Below are 23,646 nucleotides of genomic sequence, written 5' to 3'. Positions count from 1 at the left end.
TCTTCGGTGCTTCCGGAATCGCGTCCGCCGGTTTGACGCCCTTAGGGTGTCGCCCCTCGGCTCTGACGGCATCTTGTCAAGTGCTGAATTCACCGCCAGTTGGGAGCATGGCAATGCGGGAGATGCGCCGAGGCCGGTCGGCGGCGACCATACGGCGCGAGCGAATCAGCCGTGAAGGACATGTTCCGCACCGCTCTTCCTGCCGGCTTTCAGCACGATGCCGCAGCGGCCGTGCCAGGCGTGCGAGGTCCCCGTGCGGCGGGCGACATGCCGCCCGCCGCACTGCCGCGTACGACCGGGCGAGCGGCCGGCGTGTCCGCTGCCTCGGCCTGCTCGCCATGGGTGGTGTGCGGTGGGGTTCAGGAACGGCTTGCGGCGGCCCAGTGCTCGTCGACGAAGCGGCGGATCTCCCGGGCGTGGTCGCGGTCTTCGGGGGCTTGTCCGAGGAACACGCCGTGGCCGGCGGCTTCGAAGACGTGCAGTTCGGCGGGTACATCCGCGGCGCGCAGGGCTCGGTGCATGCGGATGGTGTCCGACAGCAGCAGGTCGCGGGTGCCGGACAGCAGGATGGTGGGCGGGAAGCCCTTGGTCAGGTCGCCGAACACCGGCGACAGGTACGGGTCGCGCAGGTCGTGACCGTCGGCGTAGAGCAGGATGGCCGGCATCAGACTCGCGGTGAGCACGATGTCGAGGCCGAGGTTGGTCTGCCAGGTGTCGCCTGACATGGTCAGGTCGGTGGCCGGGGTGCTGAGCATCGCCGCGGCCGGGAGCGGCAGACCCTCGTCACGGGCCCGCAGGATCAGCGCGGCGGCCAGGTTGCCGCCGGACGACACGCCGCCGATGATGATCTCCTCGGGGCGGTGCTCCTGCAGCAGTGCCCGGTAGGCGACCAGACAGTCGTCCAACGCCACGGGGAAGCGGTGGTCGGGCGGCATGCGGTAGTCGACCGACCACACTCGGGCCCCTACCAGGGCGGCGGTGGCGGCGGCGACGGCTCGGCACATCTGCCCGCCGCCCAGGGTCCAGGAACCGCCGTGAATGTCGAGATACACGCGCCGGTCATCGGACGAGACGCCTTCCGGGGTGACCTTGTAGACCGGGAAACCGCCGAGGTCGATCTCCTCGACGCCGTCCCCGCCGGAGGTCAACGCGGCGCCGAACAGCTCCAGCATCGCTTTCTGCTGTGCGGCGATCATCTCCCGCCAGCCGTCCACGTCGTCGATCGCGGGCAGCGGCGCGGCCGGCGGCCACTGATAGGGCGGTCCCACGATCCCTCGGGCCAGTACGGCCTGGGCCTCCGGGCTCACCGATGTGGGTACCGCGATGTCGCGGGCCGGCAGATGGAATGTCGGGCGCGCATCATCAGCCATGGTCGTTTCTCTCCTCGCCGTGATTATCGCTCGGGGATTCACCCCGAAATGGGGGCACCGACTTTCATGCAGCGATCAGCACCTTATCCGGCTGCCATTCATATCGGAGGGGGCTGAGGCATTTCGGGCGAGAATGCTTCCTGCGCGCGGTGCAGCGGGCGATCCACCTGAAGATCGCCAGACGGGCCTCACGGGCCGGGGCCCACCGTTCGACACCTCGCGAAGTCGCGCGCTTTCAGGGAATGGACAGGCACCCGGATCCCGGTTTCACTCTGCGGACTCGCACTGCGATTCTCCTTCCGCGGCAGGACATGGCCGGGTGGGCTGTCACGGTCGTCGGCGCGTCCGCTCCTGTGAAACCAGGTCCTGCTTCGGCGTTTCCGGACGTTCGACACGGATGGGGTCACCGCGTACGAGCTCATCGTGGACGCGCCGGCGGGCGGTGGTGACGGCGCGCCCCGCCGCTTCGTCGCCGTGCTCGATGCGCTGTCGCAGCAGCCGCATGGCGATACGGCGGTTGAGGCTGAACTGCCGCTCGGTGTCGACCACGACGACGATCCCCGAGGGCCGGTGGGTCGCCCGTACCGCCGTACTGGCCTTGTTCCGATGTTGACCGCCGGGGCCGCCGGTGCGGCAGGCGACGATGTCGACATCCGCTTCCGAGAACGTCGTGCGCGGGATGTCGACCTGGCACGGTCGGGCGATGACGTACCAGTTCTTCCGGCCGGTGCCGGCCCGGTACGGGCTGGGGGCCTGCCAGCACAGAGTCCCGGTCCACGAGGCGGCGAACGCCTCGGCGCCGGCACCCGAGATCTGGATCAGGACCGATCGGTAGGTGCCGGGCCGGTCACCGGGAACGGTCTCGGCCCGATGGGTCTCCACGTTCTGCCGGGTGGCGTCGGATTCCAGGCGGCGCAGCAGCCGGGCCAGCGCCCAGGCACACTCCTGCGGGCCACGCCCGGCCGACAGGAGCAGGTGGACGCTCATCGCCGGCCTCGCTTGCGGCGCTGGTCCCGCTGGGGTGCGGACCCGAGGTCGGGCGTCTTGTAGGTGACCAGAGGAACCGTGGTGGCCACGGGCGTGGCCAGGTCATGCTCGACGAGGTCGGCGATCACCTGCTCGATGCGCTTGTAGGCCGTCGGCGCCTCCTCGAAGAGCAGTTGGCGGTCGCCGCACACCACCAGCGACCCCACCGGCGTGCGGCGCAACTCCTCGACCGTGTGCTTGGCCCGGCCCCGGCGCAGGGCGTCCGCCCGCGACATCTTGCGGCCCGCGCCGTGCGCGACGGAATGGTTGGCGTCCGGCCCCGCGTGGGCGGCCACGAGGTAGGAGGGGGTGCCTCGCGTGCCGGCGATGAGCACGTCGCGGCCGTCACCCGGTGCCGCCCCCTTGCGGTGCAGGTAGACCCCGTCGCGGATCTCGACCAGGTTGTGGCACTGGTCGACGAGCGGCTCGGCGGGCTCGGCCCCCAGGGCATGGGCGACCCGGGCGGCCATCAGCCGCCGGTTGAGCGAGCCCCAGCGTACGGCGTCGTCATGCATCGCCAGGTAGGCAGCGGGATCAGGGGCGGGGCCCGCGCCGTGGACCGCGGTGTGCGCCCGCAGAATCCGTTCGCCCAGCCCTCGGGAACCGCTGTGGACGATGAGAACCAGGTCGCCGTCGGCGAGTCCGAGACGGCTCGCGTGGCCGGGCTCGAAGACGGTCCCGATCCGCGCCAGCTCGACGAAGTGGTTGCCCCGGCCGACCGTCCCGAGGCCCTCGACGTGACCGGCGGGGATATCGCCCTTCACAACGGCCCAGGCCGGGTCGTCGGCCTCCTGCTCGGGATCCAGCGCACGATCGAGATCGGGGAACCGGGCGGCGAGCCTCTCGGGTACGGCGCGCTTGAGCTTCATGGGGAACACGGCGATGCCGCAACCGATGTCGGAGCCCACCAGGAACGGGTACAACACGGTCGACGCCATGGCGGCGCCGATGGGGGCGCCCTTGCCGGGGTGCAGGTCCGGCATGGCGGCGACGTGCATCATGCCGTCGAGGGCGGCCACCTGCCGGCACTGCGCGAGGGCGTCGGACTCGATCCAGCTCGCGGGGGAGGCGAACACGGTGACGGTTGCCGACCCCATGGCCGCGGTGGACGGCAGCGGGGACTCCTGCGGGGAGTGTTGCTGAGACAAAAAGGCTCTTTTCCCTTAAAAGGGTATGGGCTGACGACGTTGCGCGGCGCGTCGGCGCCGTGGCATCTCGGAGTGGCGGGGTGCTGTCCGTCAGAGCGTCATGGACATCACGTTCCCTGAGCCCACCGCACGAGGCAACCGGTTTTCGGTCGTACGAGCCTGTATGCCTGCCGTTGAGACGGCTGGGATCAAGGAGCGGTCGGCACGCTTTTCAGAACATCGAGATCTGATCCGCCATGGCGACCGACCTGCAGTGATCTCTTAGAACACGTTCTGAGCTGAACTTTTGGCGTTCACTGGTTCTCATCGTTCCGTAGTGCTTCTCGCGCCCATGTGCCCTGGGTGTGCCCTGCCCTCGTAGATCCGGGTGGCCCTGGACGAGCGCATCAGCTGACCCGCCTTAGCCGGCGGAACTCCCACTGCCTGGGACTACGAAACGCCTCCGAGATACCTTCCGTTTCCCTGATCACTATCCGGTGTTGGCTCCGCAGCACCGTCACCAGACGTCGCGACTAGCCGATCCGCCAGTTCTGGACGCTCGTAGCCTCGGAAGACCTTGTCCAGCTGGTGAATCAGGAGTCGGCGGTGTTCCGGTCCCAGCTCCGCCAGGAAGAGCTCGACAAGCTCGGCCACGGACGTCTTCCCCGCCCCCGGCATGCTCGGCCGCGTGCCGTGGCCGTCGGAGACCAGGTTGATGGCCTTCTCGAACTCGTCCCCGTGTTTCACCAGCTCCATCAGCTTTTTCGGATCCGATTGGAGCCACCACAGCCGTGCGATGGAGCCATCCCGCAACATCGTGTCCCGCAGGGCCGTCAGCCGGGTGACCTCGGCCTGCTGCGCCATTCGATGCCGTTCGGTCTCCAGATCTCTCGCCATCTGCTCACGGGCGAACTCGACCGCCTCGGCCTCGACGCCGAGCACCGCACGTGCTCGGCGGAAATAGGGATGGGTCTCGACACGGCCCAGCGCCAGGTTGACCGCGCTCTCCGCCTCCTCCCGGTGGAGCACCGAGAACGGCGTGGCCGCCTGACAGGCGGCCACGATAAGTCTGTCACACACTGAGGTTTCGATATCGACGGGCAGTTCCGTTCCCCAGGGCAGGAGCCATGTGAGCGTGATTCGCGCCCGGAAGTCCCGGTTCTCCCGCTCGCTGCGTAGCACCTGCGCGAGCTCTGTATGGTGCGGGACGGAGTCACCCCGATGCCTGCGGGCCAGAAGCGTTTCCAGCCAGTCTAGGAATCCCACTCGGTCGTCTCCTCGACATCGTAGGCGTCCAGCAGTGAGATACCGGAGGTGAGCCTGTCCGCTTCACCGATCCGTCGCATCAGCTCGATACAGAGGCTCTCGCGGTCGACACCGTCCTCCGGGGCGGTGCGTGCCCAGTGCCAGATAAGGGGCGCGAGCACACCGACGTCTATGCTGGACCTACACGCCTTGGCTAAGACCTGGCAGATGACCTCGCCGTCGGCGACGCCCTGAGCGACCTCTTCCAGCCAGGCGACAGCCGCCGTCTTGGCCTCGTGGGAGCTCGCGGGGTCGCGAAGGCTCGCCCGCCATCCGCTGGCAAGATCGCCGATGAGCGTCTCCTCCCGCGTCGAGTGTGGCATCAGTACCAGACGTCCTTCGCCTGAGCGCAGGGCGGCCAGCTTCACGAAGGCACGCAAGCCGGTGCGTTGGACCTGTCCTGCGGTGCCAGTCCACTTCACGATCTCTGTCACGGTTGGAACGCGTAGTTGCGGACGAGTGACAAGCCCAGCCAGCGCGGTGAGCACTGCGTCTTTGACCCGTTCGGAGTCACGCCCGGCCAGATGCTTCAGACGAGTGAGTGCAATTCGGTCGAATACGTCGGCCATCGGACCGCCACAAACCGCCGCGACCACCAGATGAAGTGACTCCTGGTTCCCCTCCCGCGCCCAGACATACATCCTGCTGCGTACTGCGCGGCCGAGCTCGTCGCTCATCGCCGCGGCCGTCAGCATGTCGACTGCCCGCTTCGGATCTGTCCCCGACCACCCCTGGACTGTCTCCAAGACCAGATCGGTCAGGCCGTGGCGCATCGCCAGGCGCAGGAGTATGGCGGTGGGCTGATCCTCGCGTAATTTCGTGAGCCAAGTGGTCAGATGGCTCTGGAAATAAGGCCGATCCTCCCACACATGATCCAATACGGCCACACCGTATCTGGGACGGGTGAACTCCACCCGTCCTTTCACATATCGGGCATCGACATCCTGCAAATGATCACTTACGCCCGGACCGATCAGGCCTCGGCCAGGGGGATATGGAATGCCGACGGCCTTGCATAGCATGTCGGCCGCGTCGAAGACCTCCGCTACGGACGAGCCTTCCATCGTGGCGACCGACAGCAGGAGAGCACGCTGGTATCCCTGCTCCGGCCCTTTGGTTTTCGCAAACCAGCTGTCGAGCTCCTTTTCCCAATTGCAGTAGGCGGCAAGAACCTCCTGCGCTCCCTCCTGCGGCGTTCGGTGTCCTGACTCGCGCACGTGCTCGGCGAGCGTCACGGCGTCCTGCGAAGAAGCGCCGGTCAAAACACCGCTGATCCGATCGTCAGCCGCCCAGACCTGGGACTCTTCGCGCGAGCGCCACTGGGCCAAATGCGCGAGGAACACCTCGCGCGCGTTGCTTGCGCTCAGCTTGACGATTTCGGGTTCGACGGCGAGGTCGAGCGTCCTCAACTCACGCTCCGTGGCCAGTACAACGAGGTAGGAGCCAACCTCGCGCAAGCGCGCGATGTAATTCGCCAACTCCTTCCCTACTGTGGGGATCACCTCTGGGGCGCTCTCCTGAAGGTTCAGCAGGTAGGTCTTGTGCCCCTTGCCGTGCAGCGAAGCGTAGACATCCTCCTCGTCGATGACCAGCCACTCGGGGGTCATTCCAAGGTCGACTGCTATGTTCACCGCAGTGATGCGCCGGCCGTTCCCTGGTTCCGCGCATAAGATGACGGCTCCCCTCTCACGTGCCGCGGCGATGGCACGCGAGAGGGTGTCGCCACACGGCACGTAGATCGCCCGCATCCTGTCGACGTCTTCCGGGTTCAACCGTCGCGTGGTAATCAGTTTGCGTAGGTTGAAGTTGAAGTCGCCGTTGAAGGTGCCGCCTATGAAAGCTGCCTCTACCCGTTCTCGGAACTCGGCGTTTGGATACACGCTTAGCTTTCCCGGTAATTGAAGTCGCCGTGGAACGTTCCGCCGGTAAATGCCTGGCCGACCCGCTCATGGAAGACCGCCGAAGCGCCCGTAGCCTGCTCCCCTGTGCTAGGGCCTGTCCTGCGGATCATGAGAGCCAGTCCAGGGTGGCGATGAGCAGGATCTGGGAGCGGTAGATGAGGGCGCGTTTGGCGTAGCGGGAGGCCAGTGCGCGATAGCGCTTGAGCCGCGCGATCGCCCGCTCCACCACGTTGCGCCGCTTGTAGATCTCCGGGTTGAAGGCGTACGGCCGGCCGCCGTGTGAGCCGCGTTTCCTGCGGTGGGCCAACTGGTCCTTCTTCTCCGGGATGGTGGCGGCGATCCGCCTGCGGCGCAGGTAGCGGCGGGTGCTGCGGGCGCTGTAGGCCTTGTCGGCGATCACCCGAAACCGCCAGCCCCGGCGACGGGCGGTAGGGGCGGGCGCGATGACCTGGTCGATCAGCGGGATCAGCCGCGGGTTGTCACCTGCCTGGCCGGCGGTGAGGACGACGGCCAGTATTCGGCACCCGGCGTCCACCGCCACGTGCAGCTTGCTGGTCAGGCCGCCCCGGGAGCGGCCCAGCGCCTCCCCGTCGACGGCCGCCACCGTCGCTCCCGAGACGCCGATGGCGGCAGAGCCCCCTTTTTCCGGGCGCCAGCGGCATGCTGGTGCGCCCGGGTGACGGTGGAGTCGACCGACACCTCCCACAGTTCGGCCGCGTCGTCCTCCTCGGCGAGCTGGACGTTGTCCTTGACGTGCTGGAAGATCGCCTCCCAGGTGCCGTCCGCGGTCCACCTGCGCAGCCGCTCATGCAGGGTCTTCCACGGCCCGTACCGGTCGGGGACATCCCGCCACGGCGCACCGGTCCGGGCCTGCCACAAGATCCCGTTGATCACTTGCCGATGGTCACGCCACTGACCGCCCTGCCCGCCGCCTTCCGGCAAGACCGACTTGATCATCTCCCACTGCTGATCGGTGAGTTCCCCCCGATGAACCATGCCTTCAGCATGACCGACCAGGCCAAATGCTCTGACCGAAGATTCACAGGACAGGCCCTAGCACGTGACTGCCCTGTGCGCCCTGCCGCAGGAGCACGTCCCCGGCTTCGTACCGGCACGGCGTGCCACTCTCGATCAGAGAGTGCCAGACGGGCTGGGAGAAGGGCCGCATGATCCATGCGTACGTCGGGTACGCCGTTTTGGCAATCACACGAGCGTGTCAAAGGGCCAGTTGGATCACCGCCGAGCCGACCGTCGACCCGATAGAGATCAGAAGCAGCCAGAAGCCCCACCGGATGAGCAGGTACTTCCTGGTGACGATCACGCTGACTGCTCGGATCTGTTCGGCCAGACCGGTCAGATCGTCATTATCGTGGTTGCGCAGCGCGTTGGCGATTTCTACCGCGGAGCCGTACCGCCTGATGTCACCGAAGTAGGCGATACCGAGCGCGCGCTTTGTGATACGCGGGTATACCGCGCTCGCCAGGCAGACCAAGGCTGCGAGCGCGCATGCTGCCCCCACCCACCACAGCCATTGCAAACCTGCGTGCAACTTCAGCGGCGACCAGTTTCCCGCGAGCAGGCCACCGGCAACCGCGCCGATGCCTAGCCCCGCGACACCGAGAAGTACTTGCGCCTTCGTGTCTGCTCGATTGAGTTCTTCACGGGCTTCGGCGAACAGTTGGACACCATGAATACGCGCCTGCGCATCATGGTCCTGCGGCGGCGGTACAGACACGACCGCCCTGGTCATCCACCGGAACACCTGTGCCCCCTGGGTGAGTGAACCTTGAGTCATCCGGCTGTGGAGATGGCGAAGGGCATCGAAGACCGATTCATGACGAACGCTCTCAATACCCTTTGGGTGGCACTCTACGTGACGATCAACGGCTGGTGCCGAATACGGCTATTGCCGTTCTCGGACGCGCTACTCCTGCTCACCCACTGTGGTCGCTGAGTTGCGTACACCACCTCCGCAGACGCAACCAGTTGCGCCTTGCCCTCGTAGATCTGGGTGATCTCCGACCCCGGACCTGACTACCTGCGGCAATCACTCGATCATGTGGCTGAGCAAGCATTACGCTTGCGGACGCCTCACATCACCTCTCGCTGTTTCGACGCTCCCACGGAACAGCGACGGAACACGGCACCTCATCAGCTGGGCGGCCATGCCTGACCGGCCTGCAGATTCATCGGGTGCAGACGGCCCAGTTCCTCGAAGAGCTCCTGTTCACCGATTCACCGAGCTCGTATGGCGCGAACTCGTCGAGGTCCAACTGAGCGTAGGTCAAACCGCCGTACTGGTCTTCATCATGCTCCGTGTCATAGGCGATCACCGTCCCATCGGCGTAGGCCTCGACGTTGAGGCGCCCAGCAGATTCCAGACTTCTGTCAGTTTATGTAGCCGACTGTCCGGAATCTGCTGGACACCTCAACGGTCTTAAGCAGAGTGCCGGTTCGCAACAGCAGGCGCGTGGTCAGCTGCAGATGAATGGCATCAACGATTGTTTCTGAAGCAGTGTGCGTGCGGGAGTGACTCCTCAGAAGGTGTTAATCGTGGCGTCCGCCTGGGCACTTTCGTCTACCCTGTCGCGAGAGCGTGTCTGTGGGGAGGAACCGGAGTGGCGAAGACGTTCGAGAGTGGCGACATTCCACTGGCGGACCTACTCAACCAAGCACACCAGGGAGTACTGCAGCTACCCGATTTCCAGCGTGGGTGGGTCTGGGACGACGACCACATCGTAAGTCTGCTGGCCTCGGTCTCCCGCTCGTTCCCGATCGGCGCCGTGATGACGTTGGAGACTGGAAACGCTGACGTGCGATTCCAGCCCCGGCCACTTGAGGGAGTTCCGAGTTCGGCGACGAGCGCCCCGAGGTACCTGTTGCTCGATGGGCAGCAGCGCGCGACCTCGCTCTACCTGGCGCTCCGTTCCGGAGCACCGGTCCCAACCAGGGATACCCGGAAGAAGGACGTTGAGCGTTGGTACTTCGCCGACATCGATGCGTGCATCGACCCGGACGCAGACCGGAATGATGCCATCCTGTCGCTACCGGCGGACAAGCGACGGGTGAACGCCCGCGGCGACGTCGTGCTCGACGCCTCCACGACCGAGGCACAGGTGCGAGCTGGGAAGGCCGGCCTCTTTCCGCTCGGCATCGTGCTCGACCCGGCTGCCATCACCGATTGGCAGGTTGCCTATTTAATGGCGGGACCACCGCAGGAGCAGGTGAAGATCTGGAAGGGATTCCAGGAGACGCTGATCCTGCCGTTCCTCCATTACAGCGTTCCGCGGATCGCGCTTGATCAGAAGACGACCAAGGAGGCCGTCTGCCAGGTCTTCGAGAAGGTGAATACTGGCGGTGTCGAGCTGACGGTCTTTGAGCTGCTGACGGCGACGTACGCCGCTGAAAACTTCCGATTGCGCGACGACTGGGAGAGTCGGCAGGCGACCTGGGCGGACGAGCCGCTGCTCGTAGACCTGGACGCCACGACCTTCTTGCAGATCGTCACGCTGCTCTGGACTCGTAGCCGCTGGGAGGAGCGCACTCGGGAACGTGTTCGCGGTGACCGCGTCCCGGCGGTGTCGGCCAAGCGCCGCGACATGCTGTCGCTTCCACTGAGCGAGTACCGGCGCTGGGCCGGTGCCGTCACTGAGGTGCTGCAGGGGGTGGTGCGGTTCTTCCACGGTGAGCGCATCTTCTGTGCCCGTGACCTCCCGTACAGCACCCAGCTCGTTCCCTTGACGGCGATCCTCACGTTGCTTGGCGAGCTCGCGTTCACGCCGAAGCCGATCGCGAAGTTACGTCAGTGGTACTGGTGTGGGGTGTTCGGTGAGTTGTACGGCGGCACCACTGACACCCGCTTCGCCAACGACCTGCAGGACGTGCTCGCGTGGATTCAGGACGACGGCGAGGAACCGCGCACGGTCCGCGAGTCGCAGTTCCAGGCTGAACGGCTGCTGGGGTTGCGCACCCGCAACAGCGCCGCCTACAAGGGCCTCTACGCACTCGTAATGAAGCGGGGCGGTCGCGACTTCCGTACCGGTGAGACGATCGACGCGAAGGCGTACGCGGCCGACTCGATCGACATCCGTCACATCTTCCCGCAGAAATGGTGCGCAGCGAACGGCATTGACAGCGCGTACGCCAACTGCATCGTTAACAAGACCGCCATCGACGGGCAGACCTGGGGATATACGGGCGCGAGCGCGCCGAGCAAGTATCTGGCTGCGATCGAGATCGGCGTGCCGGTGGATCCGCAGGACCTGGACGCGATCCTCACCAGCCACGACATCGACCCGGTTGCACTTCGTCAGGACGACTTCGGCGCCGTCTTCGACGCGCGCTACGAACGACTGATCCGTCAGCTCGAGGATGCGACCGGCCGGCCAGTGAACCGGAGCGACGGTCAAGGTAGCCCATTCGCCGGGCAACGCGGCGGTGACGCGCTGGCACGCGATATCCAGTCACTGATCAAGACAGGGGAGAGCAAGGTCGTCGAGTTCAAGTCGACCGGCCGCAAGAACCTGGACACCGGGCAGAAGGATCGGGCGATGGAGTGGGCAGTGATCAAGACGATCGCCGGCTTCATGAATGGTCACGGGGGGACGCTGCTCGTCGGCGTCCGGGACGATGGGTCGGTGCTGGGTCTGGAGGAGGATTTGACTGTCTTCTTCAAGAAGAACACCGACGGCTGGGAGCAATGGCTGACCGAGCTGCTAATTCAGACCTTCGGGAAGGCCGTGACGGCCAACGTGACTGTCGTGTTCGGCGCCATTGACGAACGCACGATTGCCCGGATCGACGTCGCGCCTGCCTCAGGGCCGGTATATACAACCAGGACGAAGACCGGGGCGAAAGGAACAGTATTCCTCGTCCGGCTCAACAATACGACACACGAGTTCGACGGGCCCGAGGCATCCAAGTATCAGCATGACCGGTGGTTCAAATAGTTGTGGGCCGAAACGATACGTTCGAAGTTCATGATGGCGCCCTCTCATCAGTATCCACAACTGTTGCTGGTAGGAACCATAAGCAGATCGGCCTGTAGTCCACGGAGTCTAGTCGCGTAGTTAGACACGCAAAAGGCCCTCACGATCTTTGTAGGGGCCTTCTGACCTGGAGCCCCTTGGGGAATCGAACCCCAGACCCCTTCATTACGAGTGAACGGCGAAGCCATGGCAGGAAGCTTGGCGCGCTGGCCAGGCGTGCGTCGTTGTACTTATGTGCTATACAGCAGAGGCGAGAACGCCATATGTCCAGTGACAAGCGAACGTACCGCAGAGGCTGCCCAGGCCCGAGGAACGGAAGCCGCACGGCAGCAAAGACATCGCCTATGGAGAGTGACTTCCAGTACCCGTGGCCTACCTCGTGAGGGTGTCGGCGAGAGTCTGTGTCGCAGGGGCGTGTTGAATCGTTCGCCTACCTCGTTGGGCAGGGAGAACGGTGGCTAGAGCTGGATTAGGCCCCTGCGTAAAGGAAAATGTCATCCTGACTTCAGTCGTTCAGTGCGCGATTGTAGCGAAGTGATATGTTCCCCCGCATTCTCGTATGCTTTCCACGCTGCTCTAAGACGATCCAGTCATTGATCGTCCAGTTCGGTGTATTGAGTGATACTTTAAGGGGCATTCCAAATTTTTCATCCAACAACTCTCTGCAGACTTGTGGCGCTGTTCTGCCGTTAATCCACTCGAGTTGCAAGAGCACTTCATGTTTCATTCCGCCACTGAGGTGATCTCAGCAAGATCAATAGGGGCAGTTGCGATTCGATGCCTTCAAAGCGACGTCGGCAGACATGAATCGGGATGGATCGCGATGCCCCTGAAATAGGCGTGGAGCTTTCGGTAGAAGAGGTCTCACCACAAGCCGTCTTCAGTCCAGAAAGCCCCACGTGATCACCTATCGTGCCACGCTCGACGTCCCTCGGGAGCTGGTTTGCCACCTCTCCCTGCTCCTGGCGGCCGAGCGCCGCCGACTGGGCACCCGCGCGGGTTCTCGGGCGCTGACCTGCTTTGAGCAGGCGGTGATGGGGTTGCGCTGGTTTCGCGACCGCACCGACCGGGGCGCCCTCGGCCGTGACCACGGCGTCTCCCGCGCGACCGCCTACCGCTACATCGACGAGGTCATCGAGGTCCTGGCCGATCAGGCGCCCGACCTGCACCAGGCCTTGCGGCGCGCCGTCGATGAGGGCCTCACCCATCTGATCCTGGACGGCACCGTCATCGCCACCGACCGCTGCGCCGAGAAGACCATCAGCGTCAAAGGCGAACCCATCGACCTGTGGTACTCCGGAAAGGCCCGCCACCACGGCGGCAACATCCAGGCGCTGTCCGCGCCCTGCGGCCTGCCGCTGTGGGTCTCGGCCGTCGAACCCGGATCGGTGCACGACCTGACCGCCGCCCGCGCACACGTCCTGGGAGCGCTGTACAAAGCCGCCGCCGACGGCCTGCCCACCCTGGCCGATTCCGGCTACGACGGCGCCGGCATCGGCATCTTCACCCCGGTCAAACAACCCTCCGACGGCCGACCCCTCGACCTCGACACCCGTACCCGCAACGCGCTCCTGCGCGCCCTGCGCTGCCTGGGAGAACGCGGCTTCGCCCTGCTCACCCAACGCTGGCGCACCCTCCAGCGCATCACCGCCAGCCCCAGCAGAATCGGCGACATCATCAAAGCCGCGCTCGTTCTCACCCATTTCGAACACGGCTACCTGACATGAAAGTCGCTGAGATCACCTCACTGTCCCATACGTCAATCCATCTAGGCTTTTTGTCGCCTCCTGGTTCCGGATAGAAGACATGCACTCTGCGCATAATCCCGCTACAGAGGCGCGAACCTCCTATGCGGTTGATGCGAAAGAACTCGATAGCCTCAGCTTCATGCTTCGTTACTAAATCCGGCGACTCTCTGTGAATGTAGTAGGGACTTTGAACGAGGTCCTCTGCGATTCTCAACGCCTTGCGCCATTGTGATCGCATGATCGTCTCACGAGCACCGCGAAGACGTATACATGAGTTACTGCCAGGACGGTAGAGGCTCATGTGTCGCTCATGAATCTCACACCTTAAACCCGGTATGCCGAGTATATTGCCATCGTCTGCTGCTTGAGCGTGAGGGATGATTGCGGATAGAACGCCTGGGAGATCGTCCCTAGTTACAGCTACGGTTAGGCGCTCAGCTTCCGGCTGTACGTACGATATGAGGGCCAGATTGCTACGACTTGACTCCGGTACGTCGTTCGCAAAAGTGCTGGTTGACAACGTTTTACGCATGGCGAGCAAGAAATCCGTTTCCAGAATTTCTTGATCGAGAGAGTTTGCGTACGGTATTGAAATAGTGCGCGGGGAGCTTCCTTCAAGAGACTGAAGCACCGCACGAAACGGCTCTCCTGTGTATATAGCTCGCTTCCGCGCGATGTCGTGGATGTGAACGTACTTCATCGTCGTGGTGGCTTTCCCTGTGAGCAACGGTCGAGAATATCTGTGCTCCAACCCTGGAGGAGATTGATGATCGCCTTGAGGTCATCCCTCCGGCTCCCTATGAAGGGGAGGATTGCGAGAGCTGGAAGCATCGGCAGGACTACCAGAACGAGGGGAATGTGGGCGAAAACAGCAATAGCTGTACGTGCCCACGCCGCTGTGAGAATGGTCTGCGGCTGGAAGAGGTCAGGGAGCTGCGGATTGGCAACCATCGCACACCGATCAGGACTGCCCGGTCTCAGTCGCAATCAGGAACGACGGCCACGTGTAGCAACTCATGTCGGTTGTGGGCCTGACCGCCAGTGGATGACCGGGAGCACTAGCACAGGCAGGTGACCGAATGCACCCTGTCGGGATACTACCGCAGGCAACTGGACGTCGTACGACATTCCCGGAAGCGGCGCCGCAGCCCCGCCCATGACCTTCCACTTTTCAGGCGGACCAATCACCTTGGTCGGGTAGCGGAGACCGTGGTCAGAGGGTGGTGGACGGTAGCCGGAGTGAGTCCGCGTGTGGGGACGTTGCTGTCAGCGCTGCTGTCACCGCTCCGCCGAGACCTGCCAGATCGTTCCGGCCTGTAGGACCATGTCTTCATGTCAGTGATCGAGTTCGCCGGCGTGACCAAGGATAAGCATCTCGGTATCACGTCCAAGGGAGGGCTGTACGAGTTCCGGACCGAGGAGGGTGCCCACATCTACCTTCACGACACCGACTTCAGGCGCCTGACCTATGACCCCGGCAGGCCGCCGACGTTGGAGCTGGAGTTCGTCTACGACCCACAGTGGACTCCACCCGAACTGTCGAATACGCCTGTCGTGGTCTTCCGGTTTGAGGACGTCCGCCTCGTCGAGTGGCACGAGGACCAGGAGGGCCACGATTCCGTGAACGCTCACCCTGACGCTCCACTGGGGCAGGTCGAGCTGTTCGACTGGGACGGCACCAACCGGTTCACACTGGACACCTTCATACTGCGCTTGGTATTTCACGCGCCGCGAGCAGCGGTGACCATGCGCGCCAAGTAGAACTGGAACCTCACGGCTTTCCTGTTCAAACCCATATCCCTTCATGACGAGTGAACGGCGCGTCCCAGGTGAGCAGGCTGACGTCCTGGTCAAGCGGTAAATGCGGTTCGGTGGCGTGTGATCGTGTAAGGCGGTGTTGCTGTATGAGCTGCTGTACAGCACTCCCCCGCGGAACTACGGCCTGGCCGCTCGATCACCGCTCGGCGTGCAATATCTCCATCGCCTGAAGCACGTCAGTGACGACGTGATCCGCGTCGTGTTCGTGGCCCGGCCATGTTCCTCGGTCGATCCAGATCGTCCGTAGACCGGCTGCGCGTCCTCCGCCGGTGTCCGCAACGAGATGATCTCCGATCATCCATCCCCCGGCTATGAGCGTCACGCCGCAGCGCTCGGCGGCGATCTCGAACAAGCCAGTGTCGGGCTTGCGGACGCCCTCGACTCCGGACAGCGCGTAGGCGTCCACGGCCTCAGCCAGTCCCGTGCGTTGGATCTTGCCGAGCTGATTGTCCGCCGTCCCGTTGGTGACGATCGCCACCCACCAGCCCGACGCGCGTAGCCGAGACAGACCGTTCATCACCTCGGGCCGGCAGTGAACGAGGTGCGGTATGCGCCGACGGTAGCGACTCCACAGCTCGTCGACCGGCTCGGCCAAAGCGAAGTGCTCGCGTGCCTTGGTAAAGAAGACCTCACGATGCGGGTAGCCGACCCGGTCCAGAGCGATCAGCCAGCCAACCGCCTCACGCCCCAGGCCGTGCTCGCCGGCGAACTCCCCCGCCCACACCTGGAACGCCTCGTCCAGGTTGATGAGAGTGTTGTCCAAGTCGAAGAGCGCGAGGGGCTGCATGGCAACCCACCCTAATCAGGTCGCTTCCCTGAGCTTGCGGGGTGTGAGGATTTCTCCACGCAGTCATAAACAGGTCTTAGAGCCTGCTGACGAAGGCTTAAGCACTCGCGGGGATGGGGCCGTAGAGGGCTGGTCCGATCTTGTTGATGTAGCCCTGGTGTGACCATTGGGACAGCTGGACGCGGAAGCTGTTGATGTTCGCGATTCCGAGGATGGCGGCCAGTTCAGTTCCCTTCCAGGCCCGCCAGGGCTGGGCGGCCAGGAGTTCCAGGACCTTGCCGCGCCGGTCGGGACTGGACAGGTCCGCAAGCGGGGGCAGGTCGCTCCAGCGGCCATGAGGCGGTTGGCCTGCCAGTTCGCGGGTCAGACGGCGGGTCATCTGGTGCACGGTGGCCCACCAGATCAGGGCTTCGTGGTGGTCAGAGCGGCGTTCGTAGATCCGCACCAGCCGGCGGTAGCGGCCCAGCCAAGCGAATGTTCGTTCTACCACCCATCTGCGGGGCAGGACGACGAAGCCGCGCAAGTCGTCGGAGCGCTTGACGATCGTCACGACCAGGCCGAGGACCTGCCTGGCCCAGGCCTGCAGACGTCCGGCGTAGCCGCCGTCAGCCCACACCAGCGCGATGGTGGAGAACTTCTCCCGCAACAGGGCAAGCAGCCGGGGCGCGCCATCGCGGTCCTGGACCGACGCAGCGGTGACGATCACACACAGCAGCAGCCCGAGCGTGTCGACCGCGATATGCCGTTTCTGTCCCTTGATCTTCTTGCCCCCGTCATAACCGCAGGCCGCAGCCCCGACGGTCTCGGCGACCTTGACCGTCTGGGAGTCGATGCACCCGGCCGTCGGCAACTCGCCGCGTCCGGCCATGACCCGCAGGCGGCCGCGCAGCCGCCCGGCCAGCCGTTCGGGCAGGCCGCGCCCAGACCACCGCAGGAAGAACGCATACACCGCCTCATGCGGCGGGAAGTCAACCGGCAGGGCCCGCCACTCGATCCCGTATCGAACCAGGTAACCGATCGCGTCCAGCACCGCCCGCAGATCATGCACCATCGGCCTGCCCGTGGCCGCGACCAGCTCGGCCATCACCGCCCGCGCCTCGCCTTCCAGCACCGCCCACTCGGCATCGGTCAGATCCGACGGATATGACGGCTTGCGGCCATGACATCGGCACCCCGGTGAGGCGCAACCACTGGCGTCCGAGGACGCGGACGTGTAAACAGACAACCACGGGCTCCTGGCCGCCGAGATGCGTAGACAACACCTCAGCTACCAGGAGCCCGCTCCTGTCCGCGGGCCTATCACTCGAAGATGGCCTCGACCAGGGCATCCCTGGCCCCGGCCTCAGCGACCAAATCCTTTGTCAACAGGCTCTTACAGACCGGCGGCTCAGAACATCGAGATGTGGACGTGGTCCATGTGGTTGGCGGTGTTGCCGCCCCGGTTGGACATCAGCTTCCAGCCGGTACCGGTCCGGACGTCGTAGTACCTCTGCTGCCAGATGATGTACATGACCCCGATCCTGGGGCCGTTGGTGATGGCCCACTGGGCCAGGCGGTCTCCGCGCTCCTTCGCCTCGGTGGTCGGCAGCCGGCCGCCGGTGCTCATCATGAAGTCGCAGGCCCGGCCGCTGCCGTGGTCGCCCGGGTCGCCAGAGCGCAGGCAGCCGTAGCCGTAGGGCATCGGGAAGTTCTGCAGCACCAGGTTGCGCACAGTGACCGTGCGGGCGGTCAGGCCGTCGCTGCCGGAGGGGGTCTGGAACCCGTACTTGGCCAGCAGCCCCTCGATCCGGACCCGGTCCTTCTTGAGCTTGGCGATGTCGTTCTTGAGATTGACGATCTTCGCTTCGGTGGTCTTCTCCGCCGCCTTGGCCTTCTTGATCAGTCCCTGGATCCGGCTGAGCTGGACGGCGCGCTGGTCGGCCAGGTAGGACTTGATCGCCGCCTGGCGGAGGACGGAGTCGGCGTCGCCGTCGAAACTCAGCATGTTGGTGTCGTCCAGGGCGCCGTTCATGTAGCTGGTCTGCGCGAAGCGGATGATGTCGGCCTCCGCGGCGGCCAGCGCAGCCCTCAGGCTCTTGGCGTTGGCGGTGGCCTTGCCGGCCTGGACCCGGGTCTCCTCCAGGCTCTGCACCTGGCCTCGGTAGTCCTTGTTGAGCTGGCTCGCCTCGCGGGTGAGCTTGCGGAGCTCGACCTCGGGGTCGGGCTTGGCCGCGCGCTGCACGGCGGCGCCTGCCATGACCGGGGTCAGCAGCAGCAGAGCGGACACGGCGCCCAAGACGGCCGAGCGAGCCGATCTCACGCTTCGCTCACCTCCGGGGGCCCCTCATGGACGGAGCGAAACTATAGAAGACGATCTTTACTACCGCCACCGAAACGGGGGAACTCGTGCACCATTGACGAACTATCTACCGTTCTGTACCACCTTGGTCAATGCGACGGTGGAATCGCCGCCCGGCGCGCTCCCCCTTGTCACTGTTGACAGAACATGATTCGGTTTTAGCCGTGGCAGGCCTTGTGGAGCCCTTCAACGGGGACAAGACTGTCCAAGCAAGCGGTGGTTCGATTACCGACTCCGGCTCCCCATCAGGAGGCAACACATCATGCGCCAGTACGACACGCTGTTCATCGGGGGCGACTGGGTGGCGCCTGCAGGCACCGGGACCATCGACGTCGTCTCGCCCCACACCGAGGAGGTCGTCGGCCGCGTCCCGGACGGGACCCCCGCCGACATGGACCGCGCGGTGGCCGCCGCGCGCCAGGCGTTCGACCACGGCCCCTGGCCCCGGATGACGATGGCCGAGCGCGCCGCCGTCGTCGGCAGGCTCGCCGAGATCTACGCGACCCGGCAGGCCGAGATGGCGGAGATCATCACACTGGAGATGGGCTCCCCGATCACCTTCTCCAACCTGGCCCAGGCCCCCCAGCCACTCGGCATGCTGCAGTACTACGCCGAGCTCGGAAAGACGTTCGCCGTCGAGGAGGAGCGGCCGGGCACCTTCGGCCCGGTGACCGTCCGCCGCGAGCCGGTCGGCGTGGTCGCCGCCGTGGTCCCGTGGAACGTCCCCCAGTTCGTCATCATGATCAAGCTGGCCCCGGCCCTCGTCGCGGGCTGCACGATCGTGGTGAAGCCCGCACCCGAGACCCCGCTCGACTCCTATCTCCTGGCCGAGATGGTCAGGGAGGCGGGCATCCCGGACGGCGTCGTCAACATCGTCGCCGCGGGACGCGAGGCCGGCGAGCACCTGGTCTCCCACCCCGGCGTGGACAAGGTCGCCTTCACCGGCTCCACCGCGGCCGGCCGCCGTATCGCCGCGATCTGCGGCGAGCAGCTCAAGCGGTGCACCCTGGAGCTCGGCGGCAAGTCGGCCGCGATCATCCTGGACGACTGCGACCTGCCCTCGGCGATGGGCTTCCTGTCGATCGCCTCGCTGATGAACAACGGCCAGGCGTGCGTCGCCCAGACCCGCATCCTGGCCTCGCGCAACCGCTACGACGAGGTCGTGGACGCGGTCGCGGGGATGGTCCGGAGCATGCCGGTCGGCGACCCCGCCGACCCGGCGACCGGCATCGGCCCGCTCGTCGCCAGGCGGCAGCAGGAGCGCGTCGAGGGCTACATCAGGATCGGCATCGACGAGGGCGCCAAACCGGTCGTCGGCGGCCTGGACCGTCCCCACGACCGGGGCTGGTACGTGGCCCCGACCGTCTTCGCGGGGGCCACCAACGAGATGCGCATCGCGCGCGAGGAGATCTTCGGCCCGGTCCTGACCGTGATCCCCTACGAGGACGAGGCCGACGCGGTCCGGATCGCCAACGACAGCGACTACGGCCTGCACGGGACGGTGTGGACCGCCGACACCGGCCACGGCATGGAGATCGCCCGCCAGGTGCGCACCGGCTCCTACGGCGTCAACCTCCTGATGATCGAGAACAGCTCACCGTTCGGCGGCTTCAAGAGCAGCGGCCTCGGCCGTGAGCTCGGCCCCGAGGGCCTGTCGTCCTACCTGGAGTACAAGTCGATCGCCCGCCTGGGCTGAACCGGGCCAGGCCGGAACCCCCCGTCGTGCTTGTACGGCTCCGCGGAGCCGTACAAGCACGACGACGGACGGATGGCCCACCACGCCCCCGCGACGCTGGGCTACCGCCTGACTACTCGAAGTATGTCCCATGGACACCGCTACGCGATGGTTCGCGGCCCATGGACTTCTCCCAGTGGATTTCATCCATCCGCTGTAGGTAGACGCCGTTTATCCGCGATTGGTTCGCGAAATAACCTCAAGAGTTTGGCGGGCGATTTCCAGCTCCTCGTCCGTGGGGATCACCGCGACCCGCACGGCCGCGCCGTCGGTGGAGATCAGCCGGTCCCCGCGCCGGTTCCGCACCGGGTCGACGACGATGCCCAGCGCCTCCAGGCCGGCCAGCGCGGTCTCCCTGACCAGCGACGAGTTCTCGCCCACGCCTCCGGTGAACGCGATCACATCCACCGTGCCGAGCACGGCGTAGTAGGCGCCGACATACTTGCGCAGCCGGTGGCAGTAGACCGAGAAGGCGAGCCGGGCGTCCGGGTCTCCGGCGGCCAGCCGCTTCTCCACCGCCCGCATGTCGTTGTCTCCGCAGAGGCCCAGCATGCCGCCGCGCCGGTTGAGCAGCGTGTCGATCTCGTCCGGCGACATTCCGCCCGTCCGCCCCAGATAGAGCACCACCGCGGGATCCAGGTCGCCGCTACGGGTGCCCATGACGAGCCCCTCCAGCGGGGTCATGCCCATGGAGGTGTCCAGGCACCGCCCGGCCGACACCGCGGAGGCACTCGCCCCGTTGCCGAGGTGCAGCACGATCACGTTGCCCATCGGCCTGTCCACGGCGCGCGCGGCCTCGCGGGAGACGTAGGCGTGTGAGGTGCCGTGGAAGCCGTAGCGGCGGATGCTCAGCCGCTCGGCCAGCTCACGGTCGATCGCGTAGGTCGCGGCGGCCGGGGAGATCGTGGAGTGGAAGGCGGTGTCGAAGACCGCCACCTGCGGCAGGTCGGGACGGAGGCGCCGGGCGACCTCGATGCCCGCCAGGTTGGCCGGGTTGTGCAGGGGGGCGAGCGGAACGAGCTCCTCGATCTTTTTGATCACCTCCTCGGTGATCAGCGTGGGCTCGGTGAAGGTCGTGCCGCCGTGCACCACCCGGTGCCCGATCGCGGTCAGCTCGGGGGAGTCGAGCCCGAACCCCCCGTCGGCGAGCTCGGCCGCGACGGTCTTCAGCGCCGCCCCGTGGTCGGCCGCCGGGGAGCCGGCCTCGCCGATCCGGTCGACCATCCCGGACGCCAGCCGCTCCGCACCGGACAGCAGGCGGTACTTCACCGACGACGACCCGCTGTTGAGCACCAGTACGCGGCTCATCGAGCCTCCTCCGTCCGCGGGGTCGCCGGCCTGGGCGGACGGCCGGCGCCGCCCGGCGCTGACGGCTGGTTCACGAGCTGACCTCCTGGGCCTGGATGGCGGTGATGGCGACGGTGCTCACGATGTCGGTGACCAGTGCGCCCCGCGACAGGTCGTTGACCGGTCTGCGGAGCCCCTGCAGGACGGGCCCGATCGCCACGGCCCCGGCGGAGCGCTGCACGGCCTTGTAGGTGTTGTTGCCGGTGTTGAGATCCGGGAAGATCAGCACGGTCGCCCGGCCCGCGACCTTGGAGCCGGGCAGCTTGGCGGCGGCGACCCTGGCGTCCACCGCCGCGTCGTACTGGATGGGCCCCTCGACCAGCAGGTCCGGCGCCCGGTCCATGACCAGGGCGGTGGCGTCGCGGACCTTGTCCACGTCGGCGCCGCTGCCGGAGTGGCCGGTGGAGTACGACAGCATCGCGACCCGTGGTTCGATGCCGAACCGCTCCGCCGTGCGGGCGGAGGAGACGGCGATGTCGGCGAGCTGCTCGGCGTCGGGGTCGGGGTTGATCGCGCAGTCGCCGTAGACGAGCACCCGGTCGGCCAGGCACATGAAGAACACCGACGAGACGATCGAGGTCCCCGGGACCGTCTTGACGATCTGGAACGCGGGCAGGATCGTGGCGGCGGTGGTGTGCGCGGCACCGGAGACCATGCCGTGCACGGCTCCGCAGTGCAGCATCATCGTGCCGAAGAAGTTGACGTCGGTGACCACGTCCCTGGCCCGTTCGACGGTCATCCCCTTGTGCTCCCGCAGCGCGAAGTACTTCCGGGCGAAGGACTCGCGCAGCGGGGAGGTCAGCGGATCGACGACGGTCACCCCGGACAGGTCGAGGCCCAGGTCGGCGATCCGCCGGCGGACCACCTCCTCCCGGCCCAGCAGGGTGAGGTCCACGATGCCGCGCCGCAGGAGGATGTCGGCGGCCCGCAGGATCCGGTCCTCCTCCCCCTCCGGCAGCACGATGTGCCGCCGTGCGGCCCTGGCCCGCTCCAGCAGGGTGTGCTCGAACATCATCGGGGTGACCCGGTCGGAGCGGGCCAGCTCGATCCGGCCGGTCAGGCCGGCCGTGTCCACGTGCGCCTCGAAGTGGCCGAGGGCGGTCTCGGCCTTGCGCGGGTTGTCGGCGGTCAGCCGCCCCTCCAGCCCGCCCAGGGTGGTGGCCACGGTGAAGCTGTCCGCGGCGGCCGACAGCACCGGCATGCCGGGCGCCAGCCGGGCGGTGAGCGTCCTGACGGCCTCCGTGGGCTCCTCCCCCAGCGTCAGCACCACTCCGGACGGCCGCGCCGTACCGGCCGTCTCGGCCGCCACCGAGACGAGCAGCAGGTCCGCCCGGTCGCCCGGGGTGATCACCAGTGCGCCGTCGGCCAGGTGTTCCAGGAACACCGGGAGCGTGGCCCCGCCGAACACGAACCCGAGCACGTCCCGGCGCAGGCCCTCCTCGTCCCCCTGGAGCTGCCTGGCGTTCACCGCCCGCATCACCTGGCCGACGGTCGGCGCCGACAGCACCGGGTTCTCCGGGATGACGTACCAGGGCACCGGCAGGTCGAGCTCGACGACCGTCCCCTGCGGCGCCCGGTTGGCGACCACCGCCAGCACCGTGCTGCCCAGATCGGAGAAGACCTGGTAGCCGGTGCGCATCTCCATCGCGATCTCGTCGGCCTGCTCGCCGTACGCCCCCACCACCACGATCACCGGGGCGCCGAACTCGGCGGCCAGCCGGGCGTTGAAGGCCAGCTCGCGCGGGAGCTCGTCGGTGTCGAAGGAGCTGCCCAGCACCAGCAGCGCGTCGCACTCCTCCTCCAGCGTGTGGAACCTGGCCACCAGCCGGGCGACGAGCTCCTCGACGCCCAGCCGCGCGTAGATCTCCGCGGCGTCCTCGGCCGTGACCCCGATCGCCGAGGCCGCCAGGCGGTAGCGGGAGTTGAGCAGTTCGAGGGTGCGATCGTCCTCGTCACCGGTGATCGGCCGGAACACCCCGACCCGATCCACGTGCCGGGTGAGCAGCTCCATCAGGCCGAGTTCGACGATCTGCCTGCCGTCTCCACGCCCGAGACCCGCCACGTAAACGCTGCGCATGCGCACCACCACTCCTTGTTCCGACATCTCCCTCGTCACCCCTGATCGCCGGAGGTAAACACTTCCTGGTGATCGGAAG

Annotated in this window: 14 protein-coding genes, 1 tRNA gene and 2 pseudogenes; 4 read left to right on the top strand and 13 right to left on the bottom strand. The window is 66.0% G+C overall.

Annotated features, from left to right (window positions below; translation table 11 throughout):
* Positions 1–359: 359 nt before the first annotated feature.
* The 7 genes and pseudogenes from OHA77_RS28520 to OHA77_RS28490 all read right to left on the bottom strand — a co-directional run bounded on the left by OHA77_RS28520 (position 360) and on the right by OHA77_RS28490 (position 8,479).
* Positions 360–1,370 (bottom strand): alpha/beta hydrolase, encoded by a 1,011-nt coding sequence (locus OHA77_RS28520; protein ID WP_406312483.1) that lies wholly within the window; start codon positions 1,368–1,370, stop codon positions 360–362.
* A gap of 327 nt (positions 1,371–1,697) precedes the next feature.
* On the bottom strand, positions 1,698–2,357 hold the full coding sequence (gene prfH, locus OHA77_RS28515) for a peptide chain release factor H (protein ID WP_406312482.1): 660 nt from the start codon (positions 2,355–2,357) through the stop codon (positions 1,698–1,700).
* Positions 2,354–3,544, bottom strand: a complete 1,191-nt coding sequence (locus OHA77_RS28510) for an RNA ligase RtcB family protein (RefSeq protein WP_406312481.1) — start codon at positions 3,542–3,544, stop codon at positions 2,354–2,356. Before OHA77_RS28510 ends, prfH begins: the two co-directional genes overlap by 4 nt.
* 429 nt (positions 3,545–3,973) lie before the next feature.
* Entirely contained in the window at positions 3,974–4,603 is a 630-nt protein-coding gene (locus OHA77_RS28505) for a hypothetical protein (RefSeq protein ID WP_406312480.1), read from the bottom strand.
* A 173-nt stretch (positions 4,604–4,776) separates the two neighbouring features.
* Complete coding sequence (locus OHA77_RS28500; protein ID WP_406312479.1) at positions 4,777–6,708, bottom strand: hypothetical protein; 1,932 nt, start codon at positions 6,706–6,708, stop codon at positions 4,777–4,779.
* A gap of 127 nt (positions 6,709–6,835) precedes the next feature.
* Positions 6,836–7,725, bottom strand: a pseudogene (locus OHA77_RS28495) (IS5 family transposase).
* Positions 7,726–7,945: 220 nt separating this feature from the next.
* The gene (locus OHA77_RS28490) at positions 7,946–8,479 is read right to left on the bottom strand and encodes a Pycsar system effector family protein (RefSeq protein ID WP_406312478.1); all 534 of its coding nucleotides are present in this window, start codon (positions 8,477–8,479) and stop codon (positions 7,946–7,948) included.
* Positions 8,480–9,347: 868 nt separating this feature from the next.
* On the opposite strand from OHA77_RS28490, the gene OHA77_RS28485 reads away from it, so the two are divergent.
* The gene (locus OHA77_RS28485; RefSeq protein ID WP_406312477.1) at positions 9,348–11,678 is read left to right on the top strand and encodes a DUF262 domain-containing protein; all 2,331 of its coding nucleotides are present in this window, start codon (positions 9,348–9,350) and stop codon (positions 11,676–11,678) included.
* Positions 11,679–11,845: 167 nt separating this feature from the next.
* Here the strand turns inward: OHA77_RS28485 and OHA77_RS28480 are convergent.
* Positions 11,846–11,928 (bottom strand) — tRNA-Thr (locus OHA77_RS28480).
* A 688-nt stretch (positions 11,929–12,616) separates the two neighbouring features.
* Between OHA77_RS28480 and OHA77_RS28475 the strand changes: the two genes are divergently transcribed.
* Positions 12,617–13,444 (top strand): transposase family protein, encoded by an 828-nt coding sequence (locus OHA77_RS28475; RefSeq protein WP_406311874.1) that lies wholly within the window; start codon positions 12,617–12,619, stop codon positions 13,442–13,444.
* 1,353 nt (positions 13,445–14,797) lie between these two features.
* Positions 14,798–15,226 (top strand): hypothetical protein, encoded by a 429-nt coding sequence (locus tag OHA77_RS28470; RefSeq protein WP_406312476.1) that lies wholly within the window; start codon positions 14,798–14,800, stop codon positions 15,224–15,226.
* A 193-nt stretch (positions 15,227–15,419) separates the two neighbouring features.
* Here OHA77_RS28470 and OHA77_RS28465 read toward each other — a convergent pair whose 3' ends face one another.
* The 3 genes and pseudogenes from OHA77_RS28465 to OHA77_RS28455 all read right to left on the bottom strand — a co-directional run bounded on the left by OHA77_RS28465 (position 15,420) and on the right by OHA77_RS28455 (position 18,369).
* The gene (locus tag OHA77_RS28465) at positions 15,420–16,070 is read right to left on the bottom strand and encodes an HAD family hydrolase (RefSeq protein WP_406312475.1); all 651 of its coding nucleotides are present in this window, start codon (positions 16,068–16,070) and stop codon (positions 15,420–15,422) included.
* 358 nt (positions 16,071–16,428) lie between these two features.
* Positions 16,429–17,202: pseudogene (locus OHA77_RS28460) on the bottom strand (IS5 family transposase); the annotation flags it as partial.
* Between the two features lie 255 nt (positions 17,203–17,457).
* The gene (locus OHA77_RS28455; RefSeq protein ID WP_406312474.1) at positions 17,458–18,369 is read right to left on the bottom strand and encodes a hypothetical protein; all 912 of its coding nucleotides are present in this window, start codon (positions 18,367–18,369) and stop codon (positions 17,458–17,460) included.
* A gap of 301 nt (positions 18,370–18,670) precedes the next feature.
* Between OHA77_RS28455 and OHA77_RS28450 the strand changes: the two genes are divergently transcribed.
* Positions 18,671–20,104: an aldehyde dehydrogenase gene (locus OHA77_RS28450; RefSeq protein WP_406312473.1), complete on the top strand. Its 1,434-nt coding sequence runs from the start codon at positions 18,671–18,673 to the stop codon at positions 20,102–20,104.
* A gap of 210 nt (positions 20,105–20,314) precedes the next feature.
* On the opposite strand, the gene OHA77_RS28445 is transcribed toward OHA77_RS28450, so the two are convergent.
* Together OHA77_RS28445 and pta are read right to left on the bottom strand one after the other, a co-directional pair.
* Positions 20,315–21,451 (bottom strand): acetate/propionate family kinase, encoded by a 1,137-nt coding sequence (locus tag OHA77_RS28445; RefSeq protein ID WP_406312472.1) that lies wholly within the window; start codon positions 21,449–21,451, stop codon positions 20,315–20,317.
* 70 nt (positions 21,452–21,521) lie between these two features.
* Complete coding sequence (gene pta / locus OHA77_RS28440) at positions 21,522–23,567, bottom strand: phosphate acetyltransferase (protein WP_326825129.1); 2,046 nt, start codon at positions 23,565–23,567, stop codon at positions 21,522–21,524.
* Between the last annotated feature and the right edge of the window lie 79 nt (positions 23,568–23,646).

The sequence above is a fragment of the Streptosporangium sp. NBC_01639 genome (assembly GCF_045209755.1).
GTDB lineage: Bacteria > Actinomycetota > Actinomycetes > Streptosporangiales > Streptosporangiaceae > Streptosporangium.
Note: the sequence above shows the minus strand (reverse complement) of the source record. Positions and strands in the feature narration are given on the sequence as shown.